General features: G+C 58.8%; 11 protein-coding genes, 2 tRNA genes and 1 rRNA gene. 1 reads left to right on the top strand and 13 read right to left on the bottom strand.

From position 1 onward, the window contains the following. Positions 1–358 precede the first annotated feature (358 nt). The 11 genes from DW732_RS01920 to DW732_RS01870 all read right to left on the bottom strand — a co-directional run bounded on the left by DW732_RS01920 (position 359) and on the right by DW732_RS01870 (position 11,717). Positions 359–1,864 (bottom strand): 16S ribosomal RNA (locus tag DW732_RS01920). 774 nt (positions 1,865–2,638) lie between these two features. Then, positions 2,639–2,714, bottom strand: a tRNA-Lys gene (locus DW732_RS01915). A gap of 28 nt (positions 2,715–2,742) precedes the next feature. Further along, positions 2,743–4,023 carry an aminopeptidase gene (locus DW732_RS01910; RefSeq protein ID WP_118098374.1) on the bottom strand — a complete coding sequence of 427 codons (1,281 nt, stop codon included), beginning with the start codon at positions 4,021–4,023 and terminating at the stop codon, positions 2,743–2,745. Between the two features lie 89 nt (positions 4,024–4,112). Continuing rightward, the gene (locus tag DW732_RS01905) at positions 4,113–4,688 is read right to left on the bottom strand and encodes a hypothetical protein (protein WP_118098372.1); all 576 of its coding nucleotides are present in this window, start codon (positions 4,686–4,688) and stop codon (positions 4,113–4,115) included. Next, positions 4,689–5,567 (bottom strand): phosphoribosylaminoimidazolesuccinocarboxamide synthase, encoded by an 879-nt coding sequence (locus DW732_RS01900; RefSeq protein WP_118098370.1) that lies wholly within the window; start codon positions 5,565–5,567, stop codon positions 4,689–4,691. It abuts the gene before it with no gap. 118 nt (positions 5,568–5,685) lie between these two features. Next, entirely contained in the window at positions 5,686–7,149 is a 1,464-nt protein-coding gene (locus DW732_RS01895) for a sensor histidine kinase (protein WP_370213885.1), read from the bottom strand. A 113-nt stretch (positions 7,150–7,262) separates the two neighbouring features. Next, positions 7,263–7,985: a response regulator transcription factor gene (locus DW732_RS01890; protein ID WP_117734830.1), complete on the bottom strand. Its 723-nt coding sequence runs from the start codon at positions 7,983–7,985 to the stop codon at positions 7,263–7,265. 152 nt (positions 7,986–8,137) lie between these two features. Further along, positions 8,138–9,349, bottom strand: a complete 1,212-nt coding sequence (locus tag DW732_RS01885; protein ID WP_117734829.1) for a twin-arginine translocation signal domain-containing protein — start codon at positions 9,347–9,349, stop codon at positions 8,138–8,140. Further along, a complete protein-coding gene (locus DW732_RS01880) occupies positions 9,349–9,612 on the bottom strand; it encodes a TIGR03905 family TSCPD domain-containing protein (protein WP_117629999.1) in 264 nt (87 codons plus the stop codon). Before DW732_RS01880 ends, DW732_RS01885 begins: the two co-directional genes overlap by 1 nt. Before the next feature lie 128 nt (positions 9,613–9,740). Then, positions 9,741–11,087, bottom strand: coding sequence for an adenylosuccinate lyase (purB, locus tag DW732_RS01875; protein WP_055251306.1), 1,347 nt, complete (start codon positions 11,085–11,087; stop codon positions 9,741–9,743). Between the two features lie 555 nt (positions 11,088–11,642). Then, positions 11,643–11,717, bottom strand: a tRNA-Gly gene (locus DW732_RS01870). A 297-nt stretch (positions 11,718–12,014) separates the two neighbouring features. Here DW732_RS01870 and DW732_RS01865 point away from each other — a divergent pair. Further along, positions 12,015–15,446 carry a SpaA isopeptide-forming pilin-related protein gene (locus DW732_RS01865; protein ID WP_118098368.1) on the top strand — a complete coding sequence of 1,144 codons (3,432 nt, stop codon included), beginning with the start codon at positions 12,015–12,017 and terminating at the stop codon, positions 15,444–15,446. A 66-nt stretch (positions 15,447–15,512) separates the two neighbouring features. Here DW732_RS01865 and DW732_RS01860 read toward each other — a convergent pair whose 3' ends face one another. Next, positions 15,513–15,731, bottom strand: a complete 219-nt coding sequence (locus tag DW732_RS01860) for a hypothetical protein (protein ID WP_022094153.1) — start codon at positions 15,729–15,731, stop codon at positions 15,513–15,515. 21 nt (positions 15,732–15,752) lie between these two features. Beyond that, on the bottom strand, positions 15,753–18,950 hold the full coding sequence (locus DW732_RS01855) for a hypothetical protein (protein WP_118098366.1): 3,198 nt from the start codon (positions 18,948–18,950) through the stop codon (positions 15,753–15,755). Positions 18,951–19,038 lie beyond the last annotated feature (88 nt).

The raw sequence follows: 19,038 nt of genomic DNA, 5'->3' as shown, positions 1-19,038 counted from the left end.
AAGTTAATTAATCGATATCATGAATAGCGCTCGTATGTCGCAATTCGGGTATCTCATACCGCGGCACAGTCTTGACTGTGCTCGCGATCAGATGCTCCTCACTCATTTGATAAGTGAATTCTTCTTGTTTGGATCGGATGAATGATTGCTATCATTCTGTCTGATAAATCGCAGAAAAGAATCGAGTCTGGAAGAAGTATCTTCCATCTCTCTCCTATCGCTATGCGGCTCTCAAGGTACGCGGGTGCGACCCCGGGGACCGGGTGCTGCGGGGATATATCCAGGCGGACATCTACCGGACGGGCTCCTGCCCTCTATTCGAGTTAAGTTGATCTCTCTAGAAGATTTATCTCCCTAGAAAGGAGGTGATCCAGCCGCACCTTCCGGTACGGCTACCTTGTTACGACTTCACCCCCCTCACCCTCCACACCTTCGGCGCCTCCCCCCTTGCGGTTGGGCCGGCGACTTCGGGTGCAGACGACTCGGGTGGTGTGACGGGCGGTGTGTACAAGGCCCGGGAACGCATTCACCGCGGCATGCTGATCCGCGATTACTAGCAACTCCGACTTCATGGGGGCGGGTTGCAGCCCCCAATCCGAACTGGGGCCGGCTTTCCGGGATCCGCTCCCCCTCGCGGGGTGGCATCCCTCTGTACCGGCCATTGTAGCACGTGTGCAGCCCAGGGCATAAGGGGCATGATGACTTGACGTCGTCCCCGCCCTCCTCCGCCTTGACGGCGGCGGTCCCGCGTGGGTTCCCGGCATCACCCGATGGCAACACGCGGCGGGGGTTGCGCTCGTTGCGGGACTTAACCCAACATCTCACGACACGAGCTGACGACAGCCATGCACCACCTGTATGGGCTCCTCTCGGCCACGGGGTCTCCCCCGCTTCACCCATATGTCAAGCCCTGGTAAGGTTCTTCGCGTTGCTTCGAATTAAGCCACATGCTCCGCTGCTTGTGCGGGCCCCCGTCAATTCCTTTGAGTTTTAGCCTTGCGGCCGTACTCCCCAGGCGGGACGCTTAATGCGTTGGCTGCGGCACGGGGGGATCGCCCCCCCACACCTAGCGTCCATCGTTTACGGCTGGGACTACCAGGGTATCTAATCCTGTTCGCTCCCCCAGCTTTCGCGCCTCAGCGTCGGTCTCGGCCCAGAGGGCCGCCTTCGCCACCGGTGTTCCACCCGATATCTGCGCATTCCACCGCTACACCGGGTGTTCCACCCTCCCCTACCGGACCCAAGCCGCGGAGGTTCCGGGGGCTTCGGGGGGTTGAGCCCCCCGCTTCGACCCCCGGCCTGCCGGGCCGCCTACGCGCGCTTTACGCCCAATGAATCCGGATAACGCTCGCCCCCTACGTATTACCGCGGCTGCTGGCACGTAGTTAGCCGGGGCTTCTTCTGCAGGTACAGTCTCTTCTCTTCCCTGCTGAAAGCGGTTTACGACCCGAAGGCCTCCGTCCCGCACGCGGCGTCGCTGCGTCAGGGTTCCCCCCATTGCGCAAGATTCCCCACTGCTGCCTCCCGTAGGAGTCTGGGCCGTGTCTCAGTCCCAATCTGGCCGGTCGGTCTCTCAACCCGGCTACCCGTTGTCGGCACGGTGGGCCGTCACCCCGCCGTCTACCTGATGGGCCGCGGAGCCATCCCCTCCCGTCGGGGCTTTAGCCGGGGTGCCATGCGGCACCCCGGGGTATCCGGTATTACCCGTCCTTTCGGGCGGCTATCCCGGGGGAGGGGGCAGGTTCTCCACGTGTTACTCAGCCGTTCGCCACTCGCTTCCCTCCGAAGAGGGGTGCCGTTCGACTTGCATGTGTTAGGCGCGCCGCCAGCGTTCATCCTGAGCCAGGATCGAACTCTCCGTCCAAAAATATTTGGGCCTCGAGCCCGTCCGGTCCTCTCAGTCACTCGCTGATCGGTTCCGTTGGATTCATATGGTTCTGTTTGATAGGAAAAGGAATTTCTCGGGGCCGCCTCTCGGCGGCCTTGCGAAAAACAATCCAAGTCAGACCATTTCAAATGGTTCGATGTCTGCCCGGATGCGACACATCTGTTGTGTCCATCCTCGCAGTATCCGGTTCTCAAGGTGCACGCCTAGCGGCCGATCCGGTCCGACCGGGCCGCGCGGCAAGGAGATATATTGCCAGACCGGATGGGCCCCGGGGGCGGGAATCACGCACTCCATATTTTGTTCACAAATGAATAGAACCCTCAGTTGCTTCACTGAGGCCGTATTCGAAGCAAGAGCTTCTGATATTGGCGATGACCAGCTGGTTTATAGGTGTTAAGGCGTCGGTCATCTCTGGAGCGCCACTTTACTCCAAAAGCATCAGCTATTTGTTTCCCGTCGGTAAAAGGCAGGTTTTGTTCGCCAAGCGTTCTTATATATAGAGAAGTTCGGGTTCGAACCCGTGTACCGGCAACAAAAAAGCGGCCGGCATCCGCCAGTCGCTTTTCTTTTCTATGGTGGGCCGTCAGGGGTTCAGCCTGCTCCGCAGGCGGCCGCTGCGGCGCTTTCGCGCCTTGCGCGCTGCGCTGGCAAACGCTCACGCGTTTACTCAGCTCCGCGCCCCGACGGGTTCGAACCCGTGTACCTGCAACAAAAAAGCGGCCGGCATCCGCCAGTCGCTTTTCTTTTCTATGGTGGGCCGTCAGGGGTTCGAACCCTGGACCTTGGGATTAAAAGTCCCCTGCTCTGCCAGCTGAGCTAACGGCCCGCGGGTGGCATTGTACCACGGTCTGGGTCTATTCCCAACTCCATTGGCCGTTCTGGAAAATCACAACTTCACGTCCATCAGGCGTAATGCCCGTAATATCGATGTCGTCCGTGCCGATCATAAAGTCAACATGCGTGCTCGAGACGTTAACGCCATGCTCCAGGAGCTCCTCCTTGGACATGTCATACCCGCCCTCGATGCACTCGGGGAAGCCGACACCCAGCGCAAGGTGGCAGCTGGCGTTCTCGTCATAGAGCGTATCGTAGAACAGAACGCCACTTTCGCGGATCGGCGTGTTCTTGGAAATGAGCGCGACCTCTCCCAGATGAGCAGCGCCCTCATCGGTATCGATGATGCTCGCAAGCGTCGCCTTGCCCACGCGGGCGTCGTAGTCCACCACACGGCCGCCCTCGAACTTAATCCAAAAATCGTCGACCTTGTTACCGTGGTGGATGAGCGGCATGGCCGAGTACACGATACCGTCGGCACGCATGCGATCGGGCGAAGTGAAGACCTCCTCGGTGGGGATGTTGGGGAAGAAGGGATGTCCATCGGGCGTCTTACCCTTGCCGCCGGCCCACTCGTGACCCTTCGTCATGCCAATCGTCAGATCGGTTCCATTTGCCGCGGTGTAATGCAGCCGGTCAAAACGATTGTCGTTCAGGAAGCGCAAGTTCTTTTCGAACGCCGCGTCATGAAGCTCCCAGTCGCTCTCCGGGTCCTGGCCATCGGCGCGAGCGGTGTGCAGAATCGCATTCCACAGCTTATAGATTGCAACCTCATCGGCGTCTCCCGGGAACACCTCGTGCGCCCAAGCCACGACCGGAGCGCCGGCGATGCACCACGGATTGATGTTGTAATCCAGTCCACGGCGGAAAACTTTGCACTGCGTATTCCTCGCCTTGGATGCCGCGGCCGGCTTGGCTGGATCGATGCCCTTGAGGGCTGCGGGATCCGCACCCTCGATAAAGATAAAGCAGGCACCGTCCTGGGCTAGGGAATCCAGCTGCAGGCGCTTCCACTCGGGCGTCTGCTCAAAATAGCTTTTATCGACATGCTCGTACGTGAGCCTCGTCACGGCATCATCGGCCCAAATGACCGTCACGTGGCCGGCGCCGGCAGCATAGGCCTCCGCGACCACCACGCGCGCAAACGGCGCACACTCGACCGGAGACTGAACGACGACTTCCTGGCCGGGCTTGACGTTTACGCCCTTGCAGACAACCAGGCGAGCGTAGTTTTTAATCTTGGGCTCCAGGGCCTTCATGCCCTCCAGAGCTTCTTCAACCGTCAGGGCAGCTCGAATCATGTGCCACTCCATCTATCTATAGAACAGTAAAAAGGCGCGTCGCAAAAACGACGCGCCTTATATCTTAGCGATAAGTATGAATGCAAACGCTATTTCTTCTTGGAGTCCTTTTTGTCCTCCTCGGCAGCCGCGCGCTCAATAAGAGCGTTGAGCTTGTTCTCGGACATGCCCTCGGCCTGCGTGCGGTACATGTTGCGTAGGGGGCGGATGCGCACGAAGTCATAGATAAAGTCGCCCAAAATGATGACGTAGGACAAAACGATGCCGACCATCTGGACGGGGCTGGACACCATGCCAGCGGGAGCGAAGTACAGCGAAGCCCAAATGGCCACGACGAGCACCATGCCAATGGCGAGCACAATCCACCAGATGCGACGGCGCTTGGTGTAGTCCTCGTCCTGCTTGAGGAGGATATTCGACACCGTATAGATGCGGTCCTCCTTGGCGCGCTGCTTAGCCTTGCGGGCGCGCTTCTCCTCTTTAGAGAGGCCCTCGAGGTTCTCACCCTTCTCGAGCTCTTTGCGGCGTGCCTTAGACGAAGCCGGCACGACGCGAACGGAGCTCGCTGCTTGGCGGGCGGGCTTAGCAGATGCGGCAGACTTGCGCGCAACCCCGGTAACTTCGTGGGATTGCGTGCGCTTGTTCGTGGCGCTACGGGTACTCACTTATGCGTTCTCCTTCATGCTTTTGAACTGGGAGCCCGTGATGATCTGGAAGGCCTCGCGATAGCGCTCAGACGTGCCATCGATGACCTCGGCGGGCAGGTGCGGGGTCTCCCCCGTCATATCCCAGTTGGCCTTGAGCCAATTGCGGACGAATTGCTTGTCGTAGCTAGGCTGGATCTTGCCCTCCTCGTAGCTGGCGGCAGGCCAGAAACGGCTGGAGTCGGGCGTGAGGCACTCGTCGATCAGCGTGACCTTGCCATCTATGACACCAAACTCAAACTTAGTGTCGGCAATGATGATGCCACGGGTCGCGGCGTACTCAGCAGCGGCCTTGTAGATCTTGAGAGACAGGTCACGAATCTGCGTGGCGATGTCCTCGCCCACGATCTCGCAGCAACGCTCGAACGAGATGTTCTCGTCGTGGTCACCGATCTCGGCCTTCGTGGACGGCGTGAACAGCGGCTCGGGAAGCTTGGAAGCCTCGATCAGGCCCTCAGGCAGCTGGATGCCGCAGACGGTGCCGTTCTCGTCGTAGGTCTTCTTGCCCGAACCGGTCAGATAGCCGCGGACGATGCACTCGATAGGAATCGTCTGGGCCTTCTTAACCAGCATGGCGCGGCCAGCGAGGTAGTCACGATACTCAGCAAACTCCTCGGGGAAATCCGCCGGGTCGATGGAGACGAGATGGTTGGGGACGATATCGGCAAACTTGTCGAACCAGAACGCCGAGATGCGATTGAGCACCTCTCCCTTAAACGGAATCTCGTCGGGAAGAATGAAGTCGAACGCAGAAATGCGGTCGGTGGCGACCATCAGCAGGTTTTCACCGGCATCGTAGATATCACGAACCTTGCCACGGGAATCCGGACGACGCTCCATCGTTGTCACGTGAGTCACTCCTTACCTAAATACGACAGAAATGCGGGTTCTTTCCCACACGTTTTCGCAAACTCGGAGCGGCAGGGACGCGGCCCCTCCTTCACCGAATAGCGAAAAGCTAGTGCTCCATTGTAGTAGATGCCGCGTCCGCCGTGTGCTCGCGGGGCAGATGAATTGTAAAAGTCGTACCCTTTCCAAGCTCCGACTCCACGGATATGTAGCCATGGTGACGCTCGACGATCTGCTTGGTCACGGCGAGGCCAACGCCCAGGCCGCCAGCTTCGCGGGCGCGGCTGGCATCGGCGCGCCAAAAACGGCCGAAGATGCGCGACAGATCGTCCTTGGCAATGCCGATACCGGTATCCGAAACGGCAATACTGACATGCTTGCGGTCACTGAGCACCGACACCACGACCCAACCGCCCTCGGGGGTGTAGCGCATGGCGTTGCTCATGAGGTTGATGACGCATTGCGTGATCATATCGGGGTCGGCCTCGACGACATCATCGTGACCTTGGGTCTCGTCTGCAAAGCGCAAGCGCAGATCGCGGTCGACAAACAGGCGCTCCTGAGCGTTGACGATGGAGCGCACGAAGGGGACCATGTCCACCTGCTCAAGGTTGAGCGGCGCCGTGCTGTTTTCCATGCGCGACAGGTCGAGCATCTGCTGCACCAGACGGGCAAGTCGACGCGTCTCGGAAGCAACGGTTTCCAAATGCTCATCATCGGTGGGATACACGCCGTCCTGCATGGCCTCGACCGTTGCAAGCATGGCCATAAGCGGTGTGCGAAGCTCGTGCGCGACATCCGAGGTCAGGCGCTTTTCGTGCTTCATATCCTTCTCGAGCGAGGTGGCCATCTCGTCAAAGGTCTCACCCAGCTGATCGATTTCGTCATCGCCGCGCAAGCCCGTGCGAGCGGATAGATCGCCATCGCGAATTTGCTTGGCCGTGCTGGTAATACGATGAATCGGCTTGGTGAGCATGCGCGACATGAGCGATCCGATAACGACCGAGATGCAGACTGCCACAACCGCGGCAAGGGCCATGGCGTTAAAGGTCTTCTCTCTAAACGCAGAATCTGCCTTGGTGAGCAGGGCGTCGGAGCCGATGGCCCATAGCTTTACCTGTCCGACATGCTCGCCGGAAGACGTTATGATTTCGACGTTGGCAACACTATCGGAGTCGGTGGGCGCCGACGAAACCGGGCTATGCGAGGCCTTTTTACCGCTCGAGCTGCTCGACGCCGATTCGCTCTCGCGCACATCGGCGGTCGCACTTGCCGAAGGCCATGAGTCGTCATAAACGATCACGCCCTTTTTGTTGACGACCTGCATGCCCAGATCGTCGGACACCAAACTCGATGTCGCGACCGTGCGCAGCTCGCCCGCCGTCCAATTGCCGTTTTCCTCGTACGACGTCGCAAGCTTTTCGGCGGCAGAATTGGCGATCTCAACGATATTGGAACGCGTGTAATCCGAAAAGACGGTGCCCCATACAACGGAGACAACGCCCACCAGCACCAATACCGTCATGAGCGACGTCAGGGCAAAAGCCAGGGCCATACGCGAGGGATAGCTCATCGTTGGCCGTGAATCGGAACGAGGCGTGTTCCAACTTGCTTTGGAACCCGCCTCGTTTTCCTGCTTGTGCTTTTGTCCGATTTCAAAGCGCGCAGGTGTCATATGTGATTTCCCTATTTCTCGTCCGCCTTATCGGTCTTGGCCGGGGCCTCGAAGCGATAGCCAACACCGTGGACGGTGTAGAGCCACTTAGGCTTCTTGGGGTCGTCGCCCAGCTTGGCGCGAAGGTTCTTCACGTGGCTGTCGATGGTGCGCTCATAGCCCTCAAAGTCGTAGCCGAGAACCTTCTCAACCAGCTCCATACGGTTGTAGACACGACCGGGATGACGAGCAAGCGTGGTGAGCAGCTTAAACTCGGAAGCGGTCAGGTCCACTTCCTTGTTCTCGACCAAAATCTTGTGGCCCGAGATATCGATGACCAGATCGCCGAAGTCGAGTACCTCGACGGCGGGCTCGTCGGCCTGATGGGCACGGCGGAACAGAGCGCGAACGCGCGCAACAAGCTCGCGCGGCGAGAACGGCTTGATCAGATAGTCGTCGGCTCCGAGCTCGAGGCCGATAATACGGTCCTCGATCTCGCCCTTGGCGGTAAGCATGATAATAGGCACATCCGAGGTGTCGCGAATGGTGCGGCAAACGCGCTCGCCGGGAATCTTAGGGAGCATGAGGTCGAGCACGACCAGGTCGAACTGATGCTTCTCGAACTCCTCGATAGCAGACTGGCCGTCGCCCACGCCCACAACCCAATAGCCCTCGCGCTCGAGATAGGCAGCGACAGCGTCACGGATTGCCTTCTCATCCTCGACCAGCAGAATCTTTTTTGCATCTGAAGCCATAACACGGCCCCCCTGTCTCAATTAGCTAAGAACAAGCCCATTTTAACGCACCTATGCCCACCGAGCACCGCTGCAGTGCGGCGGCTCGGCGGGCGGTACTCACAATTACAACGCGTTTATTCCCCCGTTGGCGCCTTTTTAACCCCTCGGTACTAAAGAGAGAATAGGCGGGCAGTGACCGTCTCGGGGATTCCCTGGCTGTTGCGTACCGTGGCATAGGTCAAAAACGTATTCGATTTACCCGCCGTAGCTGGATAATCGCCATATTCAAGGGCGCGGTCGGGCGACAGCAGCGAGCCATAGGTTTTGGCGGAGGTATCGATCAGAAAATGCGATGCCTGAACCTTAACCAGATATTTGTTCTTCCTGCCGGCAGCACATGCAAGCGGCTCACGCGACAGGAATAGGAAGGTCCCGTTCTCGTTGCCAATATAGGTGCCCATGTTTCCAAGACTTCCCACGCCGTTATAGGTCGCCTCGATGGAGAACACAAATGTGTCACCCATATATACGGCCTCAAAGGGAGACACCGAGGAGGGAAGGACCAGCTGAGCCCTTTTGGTATTGTTGCCGTCCGTCAGGTCAATCGCCGTCATGCCGTAGTAGACACCCTCGTCATTGCGCACGCGCGGGGATATGGTCAAGATACCGTCACTCACGCGCGGGGCAGATGCAAAGCGACCCGTTGACTTCCAAATGGTCTCGACCTTTGCCTCATCGAGCGAACGGCGGTAGCAATACGAATCGCTACTCGTCTTATTTCCGCCCGTTGAGGGCATCTTGTACCAAATGACAGACGATTCGAACGCCGTAAACATCGGCGGATCGTAGTCCTTGCCGCCTCGGTCGAGCTCAACCACATCTCCGACAAGCGACGCGCCTGCCATACTTTGCGCATAGAGCTTCCATGACGAGTTCGCAAAGTTCATCTCGACCCAAGCAAACACGCCATCGCCGGCGCGGACATCGTAAAACGAATATCCCGTACCTTCGACGGGATCCTCGATAAGCGTCGTGAGCGAGCCATCGCCCAGGTTGAGCACACCAAGCGTATTGGCATGCAGGGCAGAAGCAGGCGCCATCATCGCGGCAGCGTAGTCACCATCGCAGTAGTACAGTAGCGTGCCCAGCGGCAGCGTCCACGAGGCCGCAGGCTCAAGATCGATATCAACAGCTTCGTACTCATCCGTAATCGAGACAATCTTTGAGTCGTCTTTGATAACCTGTGGCTCGCCGGCAGCGTCGTCGCTGGTACCCGTTTTCTTTGAGCATCCGGCAAGCACCGTGGCAGCGCCCGCGGCAGCCCCTCCGAGCACAAAGCCGCGGCGCGATATTCCGTTCTTGATCTGGTCGGCGATACTCATTAGGCGATCTCGGCGCGAGCGGCCTCGATAGCGCGCGTGAGCTGATCGGCGCAAGAAGTCTTCTTCATACCGCAGGTATTACCAGCGAGAACCTCGATGACGCGATCGGCAGGAGCGCCCTCGACCAGCTTGGAGATAGCCTTGAGATTGCCGTTGCAGCCACCGGTAAACTCGACGCCCACCACCTTGTTGCCGTCATCGGACAGGTCAAGGTGAATATTGCGAGCACACACGCCCTGAGGCTTGTAATCAAACGAAATCATGCGATCCTCTCTCAGAATGTTATTCGAGACGACTATTATCCCCGTCTTTCCCTAAATGCAACGAGGCGCTTTGCCGGCAACACACATTACCAGCAAAGCGCCCTAAAAAGCTAACGTTATGCCCGAACCTACTCGAAGCTCAGCTGCTCCAGGCGATCGAAGACCGTGTCGATACGGGTGAGGAAGTCCCACGGATCAAAGATCTCGTCGAGCTTCTCCTGGCTGACGGTGCAGCGCGGGTCGGCCTCGAGACGCTCCTTAAAGGTGGGACCGGAGACGCAATCCTGCACCTCGTGCCAGGTAGCCATGGCGTTTTCCTGCACGATGGCATAGGCATCCTCGCGGGTGATGCCCGTATCGACGAGGGCCAGCAGGACCTTGGAGGAGAAGATGAGGCCGCGAGTCTTGTTGAGGTTGGCCATCATGCGAGCCGGATACAGCTGCAGGCCGTCGATAACGCGGATAAGGCACTGGAACATGTGGTCGAGTGCGATAAAGCTATCGGCCTGGGCGACGCGCTCGGCAGAGGAGTGCGAAATGTCGCGCTCATGCCACAGGGCGACATTGTCGAAGGCAACCTGGGCATTGGACTTCACGACGCGCGACAGGCCACAGACCTTCTCCATGGTGATGGGGTTGCGCTTGTGCGGCATGGCGGAGCTGCCCTTTTGGCCCTTGCGGAAAGGCTCCTCGGCCTCGAGCGTATCGGTCTTCTGCAGGTTGCGGACCTCGGTAGCAATGCGCTCGCAGGTGGCCGCTGTAGTGGCAAGGACGCCGGCCAGGTAGGCATGATGGTCGCGGCTGATGACCTGCGTGGACAGCGGATCGTGAACCAGACCCAGGTGCTCGCAGACATATTCCTCGACAAACGGCTCGATGGAGCTATAGGTACCGACGGCACCCGAGATAGCGCCAAAGGCAACGTTCTTGCGGGCGTCCTCAAGACGATCCAGATCGCGCTTGAGCTCCCATGCCCAAGAGCCAAACTTCATACCGAAGGTCATCGGCTCGGCATGGATGCCATGGGTGCGACCGGCACAGAGCGTGTTGCGCTCCTCGAAGGCGCGGCGCTTGCAAATCTCGCCGAGTTTTTTGACGTCCTCGATAATCAGGTCACAGGCCTGGGTGAGCTGGTAGCACAGAGCCGTATCGCCCAGGTCGGAGCTGGTCATGCCATAGTGAACCCAGCGGCTGGGCTTGGGGTCGCCCTCGGGGACATCGGCGTCGATGTACTCCTTCATGTTGGTCAGGAAAGCAATAACGTCGTGGCGCGTGACTTCCTCGATCTCGTCGACCTTTGCCTTCTCAAAGTTGGCGTGGTCGCGGATCCACTGGGCTTCGTCTTTAGAAATGCCGATCTTGCCGAGCTCCGCCTGGGCCTCACAGGCCAGGACCTCGATCTCCTGCCAAATGGCGTACTTATTCTCGAGGGAGAAGATGTGTCCCATCTCCGGGCGGGTATAGCGATCGATCATAGCGGCTCCTTTTTGGTTATTGGCACGTTGGTCGTAACCCAACCATTGTACCGTGCGCGGGTGCGAGTATGGACAGTAGGCATGAACCTAACATTTTGGAATTGGAGCGGGCAACGGGACGTCCGCGCGCCCGCGTCGCGGACGCGCACCGGCTGTGGGCGATCTCCTCGGATTCACGGAGACGATGGGGAGGCTTTGTTGAATTGGCCGTCCCGAGGTCTCCCACGCTCGATGGAGCGGGCAACGGGACGTCCGCGTATTTGCTTCGCAAATCCGCACCGGCTGCGGTCGGCATGCTCCGGTCCACGGAACCGCTGAAGGAGACCCGGTCGAGCCGTGTGTCCCAGCGTCTCCCTTTGCTGGGGGAGCGGGCAACGGGACGTCCGCGTATTTGCTTCGCAAATCCGCACCGGCTTCAGGCGCCTGCCGGCGCCTTCGCCTGCTCGCTACAAACGCTTCGCGTTTGCTTTACGCTCGCACCCTGTCGGGTTCGAGTCCCGGCACTTTATTGAAAAAAGCACGGCACCGTGATGGTGCCGTGCTTGTGCTCTTAACTGGAGCGGGCAACGGGACTCGAACCCGCGAGTGTCAGCTTGGGAAGCTGATGCCTTACCACTTGGCGATGCCCGCTTGTGTGTTGGCTAGTATAACGCGGTTGTCTTGTTCGATACAAGGGTGGCGATGCTTGTTTTAGCTGTGGAGATTCGTTTGAATATCACATCAATTGTGGAGACGAGGACCTTTGACCTCCTGTTCTCCCTATCTTCTACCTGCGCTTTTGTCTGATTGTTGTATTTGAGCTCAATTTGTCAGGAATTGGGCAAGCTTTTGGTCAGGCTCCGGTACTTACCCGCATGAACCTCGGCTGTAGCCTCATCCTACGCGCCGCAGCCTCCCCGTGCGGCGCACGAGGGATAAGGAGCAGCCATGTCCAACGCACCCACGCACTCTGTCCACAGCGCAATCGCAACAGGTCCGCTGCTCCTACTCCTCTTCCTGCTTTTCGGCTGCCTGGCACCGGGAGCCGCATTTGCCGTCGATGGCTACGATCAGCTCGGCTTCCGCACCATTAGCGATGATTGTGGACCCTTCTTCATCGGCAAATATGAAGCTCAGGACGCCTCGATTGCCTACTGCATGAACCAGGAACGCCCCGGGCCCACCAAGCCGGGCGGCCCATGGCTCAACTTTGATCAAGGCTGGGTGTGGCTCGACGACGAGTTCGCGGCAATCGTTTGTCACGGATATCCTACCGCCACGTCGTTTGGCGGTTATCATCTTTCACCAGATCGCGCCCGCGCCGCCACCCAGCTTGCCGTATGGATGCTCAACGGCACTACCCATGTCGACGGCACCTACTCCTACACGACCGCTCAGGGCAAAACCAAGAGTGGGCACTTTACCGCCGACAATGAAGTCGTGGCGGCTGCGCGGTGGCTCCACGACAACGCAAAATCAGGAAGCATCAAAGCCGCTCCACACCGCGCGCGGCGCTATTTAGGAACCGTATCGGGCGGCAGCAAACGTCAAGACATGCTCTATGTACTGCCGGCGGTCTCTGTTTCCTTCCAAAAGCAGTCTGCGAACACCGTTATTACCAGCGGAAACAATACCTATCAGTTTGACGGGGCAACATTCGATGTTTTTGAGAGCGCCAGCGACGCACGTGTCGGCACCATCCAGATGGACGGCAACGGTCGAGCGCAGGCAGCACTTCTGCCCAATACGGCATACTACCTAGTTGAAACGAAGGCGCCGGCCGGCTATGTCCCCCGTCGTGATCGCATCGCCTTTACCACGGGGAATGACGGTGGACAGGTCACCATTGATGAACAGCCCGGCACCATCAACCTGTGTATCGTAAAACTCGATGCCGCGACGAATGCCGGCCCCCAGGTGGGATCTTCACTCGCAGGAGCAGAGTTCACGTGTGTGTCGCAATCAACCCCCGGATGGGCGCAAATCCTCACGACCGACGAAAGCGGTCGAGCCACCCTCACCGATGTCCCCCTAGGAACCTTTACCATCTATGAATCAAAAGCCCCCGAGGGCTACCTGCCATCCAATGACAGCTGGACCTATACCGTTGGAGCCGACCAGCTCGGCGATTCAGGCGTGGTCGAGATCGAATCTCGCGTTTCCGATATCCCCATTGCGTTTGACCTTGAGATTTCCAAATTCAAGGACTACGGCAATAGCGATCAATCCGGCCTGGAGCAGCCGGCAGGAGGTGTTGTCTTTGAGGTTGTCAGCAACAGCTCTCAGCAGGTTGTTGGCACGCTGACCACAAACATCTATGGCTTTGCCTCCACCAAAGATCAGTCAGAAGCATGGTTTGGCGCAGGCAAGCGACCCGCCGGTGTCCACGGAGCCATCCCATACGACCGCGCCGGCTACACCGTTCGCGAGGTTCCGGAAACCGTCCCCGAGGGTTTTAAACGTGCAGGGGAATGGACCGTCGAGGCCAATCAGATTTCCGACGACGCCGAGCTTCAATATATCGTGGACAACCACGCTCTGTCGACGCATCTCCAAATTGTAAAACGCGATGCCCAAACAGGCGCTTCTGTTCCACTAGCCGGATTCACCTTCCAACTACTAGACAGCAATCACGAACCTGTCTCACAAACTTGCTGGTATCCAGCACATAACGTAATGGACACCTTTACGACTGACGCGACCGGGACCATCACACTGCCCGAATCGCTCGTGCCGGGCACCTATTATGTACGCGAAACCTCGGCCAAAGATCCCTATCTTGTCGGCGAAGAGATCGAGGTAAACATACCCGCCGACATGAACCTAACGCCCGTTGCAATCGCCTCGTATTATGACCACGCCGCGACCGGAAACATCAGGATCGTTAAAACCGATGCCGTAGACGGCAGCAGCCTCGCGGGCGCCATCTTTGAGATCCGCGCCTCGGGTGATATCGTGCGCCCCGACGGTAGCATTGCCGCGCTCGACGGTGAGACTGTCGCTACTGTCATTACGGATGAAGCTGGAAAAGCACGCGCGGACGACCTCCCGCTGGGATCTGGTACCGCGCGCTACGAGGTTGTCGAGACTCAAGCGCCGGCAGGCTTCTTGCTCGATCGGACATCCCATATTGTCGACCTTACTTATGCCGACCAAAAAACGCCCGTTGTAGAAGCGCGGCTTAAACTATCCAACGATTACACCAAGGTTGATATCTCCAAGGTCGATGCAAGCGGAGAGCAGGAAGTGAAAGGCGCACAACTCACCTTATATGGTCCCGATAAAACCGAAATAGACTCCTGGACCTCATCCGACAAGCCGCACCGCGTCGAACATCTTGCACCCGGCACCTACTCGTTGCGCGAAATGATGTCTCCGCGGACCTATGACCTTGCCGAGGAGATAACGTTTGAAATAAAGGATACGGGAGAAGTCCAATCCGTCGCGATGAAGGATGCGCCCATCGAGATCAAAGGACAGGTCGACAAGCGTCAGGAGCTTGTCCAACCTATCGGGAAGGGTCTGCTGGCCAACGGCGATGGTAAAAATCGCGCCGCAACGCAAACCAATACGGACGGACTTTTCTCCTATACCATCGACGCTCGAAACGATTCAGCTACCTGGGTTGATGAGTTCACAATTACCGATGATCTTGAGTGTGCCGAGGACGATGCGGCGAGATTCGTCTCAATCGAAACTCCCGTCGCCATCGGCGACCTCAACGGTCTGTGCAACGTGTGGTATCGCACGACGCCGTTGGACTCGACAGACGTCGATGAGCCGGCAAACGCGACACTTGACGATGGGCACGAAAATCCTTGGCTTGAGTCCGACGAGGTAAAGGAGAGCCTTGGTGAGGACTGCCGCCTCGTCGATTACGACGGCTGGCACCTCTGGAAGGCGGATGTCTCGACCACGGAATCCACCACACTCGAGGCGAAAGAACTCGACCTTGCATCCAATACCGTCGTAACGGGTATTCGCATTGAATACGGTGCAGTAGCCGCCAACTTTACGACTCGAAGCGATGCAGATTCCTGGACCCGCGATGATCTCAAAGATGAGCACGACGACCTTGACGATGCCAAAGCAATCCTTGGCACAGACGCTCGGGGCGCAGTCGTGCACATGCAGGCAACGTCGGCTTATACGCCCCAAACCGCACTCACCAACAGCGCGCGCGTCGATCTTTGCCGCAACGGCGGCGGCGATAAACTTGAGTCACATGACGAGGACCGTGTCATTCAACGCTGTACCCTACCGCAGGACCTACCGGCAACAGGATCAGTTCCCATCGCCGCTTGCATCACCGCGCTCCTTACCTCGGGTGCCGCAGCCATATGGTTCGCTCGCCTTAGGTCGATCCCAAAGAAGCTCTAGCGCGATAAAAAAGCGGGCGCGCCAGTCCCCCGGCTCGCCCGCTTTCAATCATTTAAATCGCCGTATCTACTCTGCAGACGAAGATCCACCATCAACGATTGCCTGCTCGGACTCAGGAATCCCATCGGCACCCGTGCTCTGTTCTTGCTCCACCTCTTCGCTGATTGCGGAGGCGGGGGTCGAGCCCTTCGCACCCACGATGTAGGCAGCCCCAAATCCTAACGCAATGGCGATCAAGGTCAAAATCACGTAGACAGGCCAATGGCGCTTAATATACGAAAACACGTTGACTCCTTAGAGCTCCGTCTACGAACGGCGGATAACCTCGGTCACGACCTCGGATACCGTGGCAATGTTCGTCGGGTTGACATTGTGGGGCAGGTCGTCCTCGGTACGAGCGCAAGCCAGGCGCGTGCCGTCCACGCCGGCGATGGTGAGGGCTCGGCGGCTCGCCTCGAGCGCGGAGTAGGCATCGGTCTTGGCATAGGGCATCTCGAGCGCGCCACAATCGACATGGAACGACTTGCACACCTTGCTGACCAGGTTCATGATGCGGCGATCGCCCTTGAGCAGCTGCTGTTCGCCCTCAATCGTCACCACCGAAAGCCTACCGGCGCCGACGGATTCAAGATTGATGAAGAATACGCCGCGGAGCTTATCGCGATGCGAAGCCAAGAAGGCCTTCATACCGGCGCCATCACAATCCGAGGCGCCCGTTGCCACAAACCAGATATCGTGACCGAGCAGCTCATCATCGCCCATAGAGGCGACAGCCGAGAGCATATCTTCGGAAGAAGCGCCGTCGGAAGACGTAGCGCCGCCCTTCCAGCCATCGTTATCGTCCTCGAAATTATCCCACGAACCGATGCCGCGACCGGACTTCTTGGCATCGTAATCGTCTTCGACGCCCAGCCAATCACTCATGCTGTCCTGTTCGTTTTTCTTTTTACGACCGAACAGGCCGCCCAGGCCGCGCTTGCGAGACTTGGGTGCCGCCGGGGCGGGAGCCGAAATAGTCTCGATCGGCTGAGCGCCCGACGCAACGGGCATAGGAGGCGCAACGGGTGCCGATGTGGGTTCGGGACCCTGAGCGGTAGCAAAGGGGTCGTTGACCTGTGCGGAGGGGTCGGGAAGGTCGAACAGCGACGTGCGAGACGCAACGTTTGCCTGCTTCATCGACGGCAGCGACGGATCGGGGACCGAAACCAACGGAGACGAGGAAGGTGCAGGCGACGGAGCCGACGCCGGATCGGGAACATTCATCTGCGGACGCGGCGATGCCTGGGAGGAAATCTGGGCCATAAGGGAATCGACCGTTTCGTCCTGGGTGGGAGCAACATCGGCAACCGTGGCACCGGAACCACTCGGGGTCGGCATGGTGAAAATCTGCGTGGAGTAAGGCCTCGACTCATCTATCTCGGGAGCCTCGGAAACCGCAGGCACTTCCTCCTGCTCGACCTCGGTCGAATCATCTTGCTCGGCTGTCGCGTATTGCTCTTCGTCAGAGTTGGCCTCGACGGGCTCGTCCTCGGCGGCATCTTGGATTTCGGCGGCATCAATAGGCTCGTCATCGTCTGCCGCATCGCCCTGCTCATCGGAAACAGGAAGGGGCTCGGCGATCGCGGTGCCTTGCTTTTCAAACGTTATCGTGGAATCGAACTGCGCGGCATCAAACGACATGGTGCTATCGACGTGCTGTTGAGCCTCGAAAGACGTTGTCGCCTCAACAATATCCGCGGACGTCGGCTGCTGGGACTCAAAGGACGTTGTAGCTTCGGCGGCATCGACGGGCACGGACTGCATAGCCTCGTTCTGCTCGAACTCTTGCGCCGCGAGCTCACGTGCCGCCTCGGCTGCCTGCTGCTGAGCGATAGCCTCCTGCTCGGCAGCCTCGCGTGCGGCAGCGCGCTTCTCCTCGAAATCGTCGACAAATTTCTTGCCCTTTGCAAGCGCACTCTTAAAGAAGTTGGAAGCGCTGGCGCCAATCGAAGAGAACGCGGATGCGATATCGGCATGGGGCGTTGCCGCGGGAATCTCGGCTGAGAAATCAGTATCGCTCTCGTAAGACACGAGCCTCGGCTGTTCAACGTAATCGTCGTCAGACTCGTCCGCAACGTCTTGCGCCGGCGCGGCGGGAGCCAAAACGTCCAGTCCTGCAGCGGGATCGATCGCGGACACTGCCTCGGGCTCGGCAACGGCAGCGGCCACCGCGGCAGACTCATCATCCACGGTGGCAACGGGCGCAGGCGCAGTCACGACGGGGACAGGCTCGGACTCAAACGTCGGCTCCTCGCCCTCCTCGTAATCGAGCGTGCAGGACTCGGGAAGCATTCCGAGAGCACGGATGGCATCCGAACCAAAACGGATGTTGCCGGCGGCATTGCGATAGAGCTTGGGCTCGGGGTCGGGCGCGACAGGCTCCTCCGCCGGCTCGACAGCGGGAACCTCGTCATTGAACTCTTCGGCCTGGACAGCCTGATTCTGATCCTCGGGCACAATGGCGCCAATCAGCGTCTCGTCGGCAGACGCACCCTCAAAGCCCTCGATCTGCTCGTCGAAAGCCTCACCCTGTTCGGGCTCGGCCTGAGCGTCGGGAGCAATCGGCTGACCGAACTCGTCCTCGGCGTAGGTGGGCTCTTCATACTCGATGGTGTTGCCGTAGTCGTTTTGCTGCTGGGCCGCGGCATACTCCGCCGCTGCGCGCGCCATTTCCTCGGCACGACGCTTTTGCTCCCCAAAATAGGTATCGAACGGAACATCGTCGGGAAACTCGTTTTCGCCCTGGAAGGGAGCAACGTTGTCCATAACGCCGAGCATAGCGGCGACAGAAGACTTGTTGCACACCGCGCCGGACGTATAGGGAAGAATGTGGCGGTTAGAGATGATGTTTGCCGCGTTGGCAAGTGCAACGAGGGAAGCGAGGATCGCGACAATCCACAGCAGAACCTTGAGCGCGCCGGGGAGCGGCAGGATACGCAGGATGGCAACGGCAGCGGGGGCAACCGTGGCAACGGGCAACAACTTGGCGATGAGCGCACGATACGAAGCATAAGGCTCGCGGGCAAGCAGCTCAGCGCGGGGAGAGTCGTAGTGTGCGACAACGACCACCGGGCGGTTGCGCGGAGACGCAAGCGGGCCCGAGGCCTTGTGGTAGGCGATGACATTTTGGCTCACGCCCGTCTTGCCCAGGCGCGAAACCACGGGGTGGCCCGTGCGCTCGAGCACGTAGAGCACGGCACCGACAATGGCCAGCAAGGTGCCGACCAAGCCGATACCGCCGCCGATGCCCATCAGCAGGGCGCCGGCAAACGCAAGAATACCGGTAACGGCAAATGCCAACCTACTGGGCGCCGGGGCATTGAACTCCTGAACCTCGGGATCAAAGCCGTGGTTGCGGAAGATCTGAGCGATATCCTCGGCAGCCAAGCGCTCTTCTTCACTGCATGCCGGCGTAATGCCGGTGTTCTGCAGCAGGTGGTTAATATAGTTCTGGGTGTTCGCCATGTGCGCTCCACATCCATAATCCGACAAATAGGCCCAATGCATGCACATTAGAACCGTATATAGTCGAAAGTATACCCCGAGCGAGCGC

Origin of the sequence: Collinsella sp. AM28-11LB (assembly GCF_003469895.1) — a bacterium.
In the GTDB taxonomy this organism is placed as follows: Bacteria; Actinomycetota; Coriobacteriia; order Coriobacteriales; family Coriobacteriaceae; genus Collinsella.
The sequence above is the reverse complement of the archived record's forward strand: the minus strand, read 5'-3'. Positions and strand labels throughout refer to the sequence as shown.

What these genes read in the sequence shown, in the direction of transcription:
- DW732_RS01910 (WP_118098374.1), bottom strand. Translation starts at nt 4,023, where the DNA reads ATGATTCGAGCTGCCCTGACGGTTGAAGAAGCTCTGGAGGGCATGAAG.
- DW732_RS01900 (WP_118098370.1), bottom strand. Translation starts at nt 5,567, where the DNA reads ATGGAGCGTCGTCCGGATTCCCGTGGCAAGGTTCGTGATATCTACGAT.
- DW732_RS01895 (WP_370213885.1), bottom strand. Translation starts at nt 7,149, where the DNA reads ATGAGCTATCCCTCGCGTATGGCCCTGGCTTTTGCCCTGACGTCGCTC.
- DW732_RS01890 (WP_117734830.1), bottom strand. Translation starts at nt 7,985, where the DNA reads ATGGCTTCAGATGCAAAAAAGATTCTGCTGGTCGAGGATGAGAAGGCA.
- DW732_RS01885 (WP_117734829.1), bottom strand. Translation starts at nt 9,349, where the DNA reads ATGAGTATCGCCGACCAGATCAAGAACGGAATATCGCGCCGCGGCTTT.
- DW732_RS01880 (WP_117629999.1), bottom strand. Translation starts at nt 9,612, where the DNA reads ATGATTTCGTTTGATTACAAGCCTCAGGGCGTGTGTGCTCGCAATATT.
- purB (WP_055251306.1), bottom strand. Translation starts at nt 11,087, where the DNA reads ATGATCGATCGCTATACCCGCCCGGAGATGGGACACATCTTCTCCCTC.
- DW732_RS01865 (WP_118098368.1), top strand. Translation starts at nt 12,015, where the DNA reads ATGTCCAACGCACCCACGCACTCTGTCCACAGCGCAATCGCAACAGGT.
- DW732_RS01855 (WP_118098366.1), bottom strand. Translation starts at nt 18,950, where the DNA reads ATGGCGAACACCCAGAACTATATTAACCACCTGCTGCAGAACACCGGC.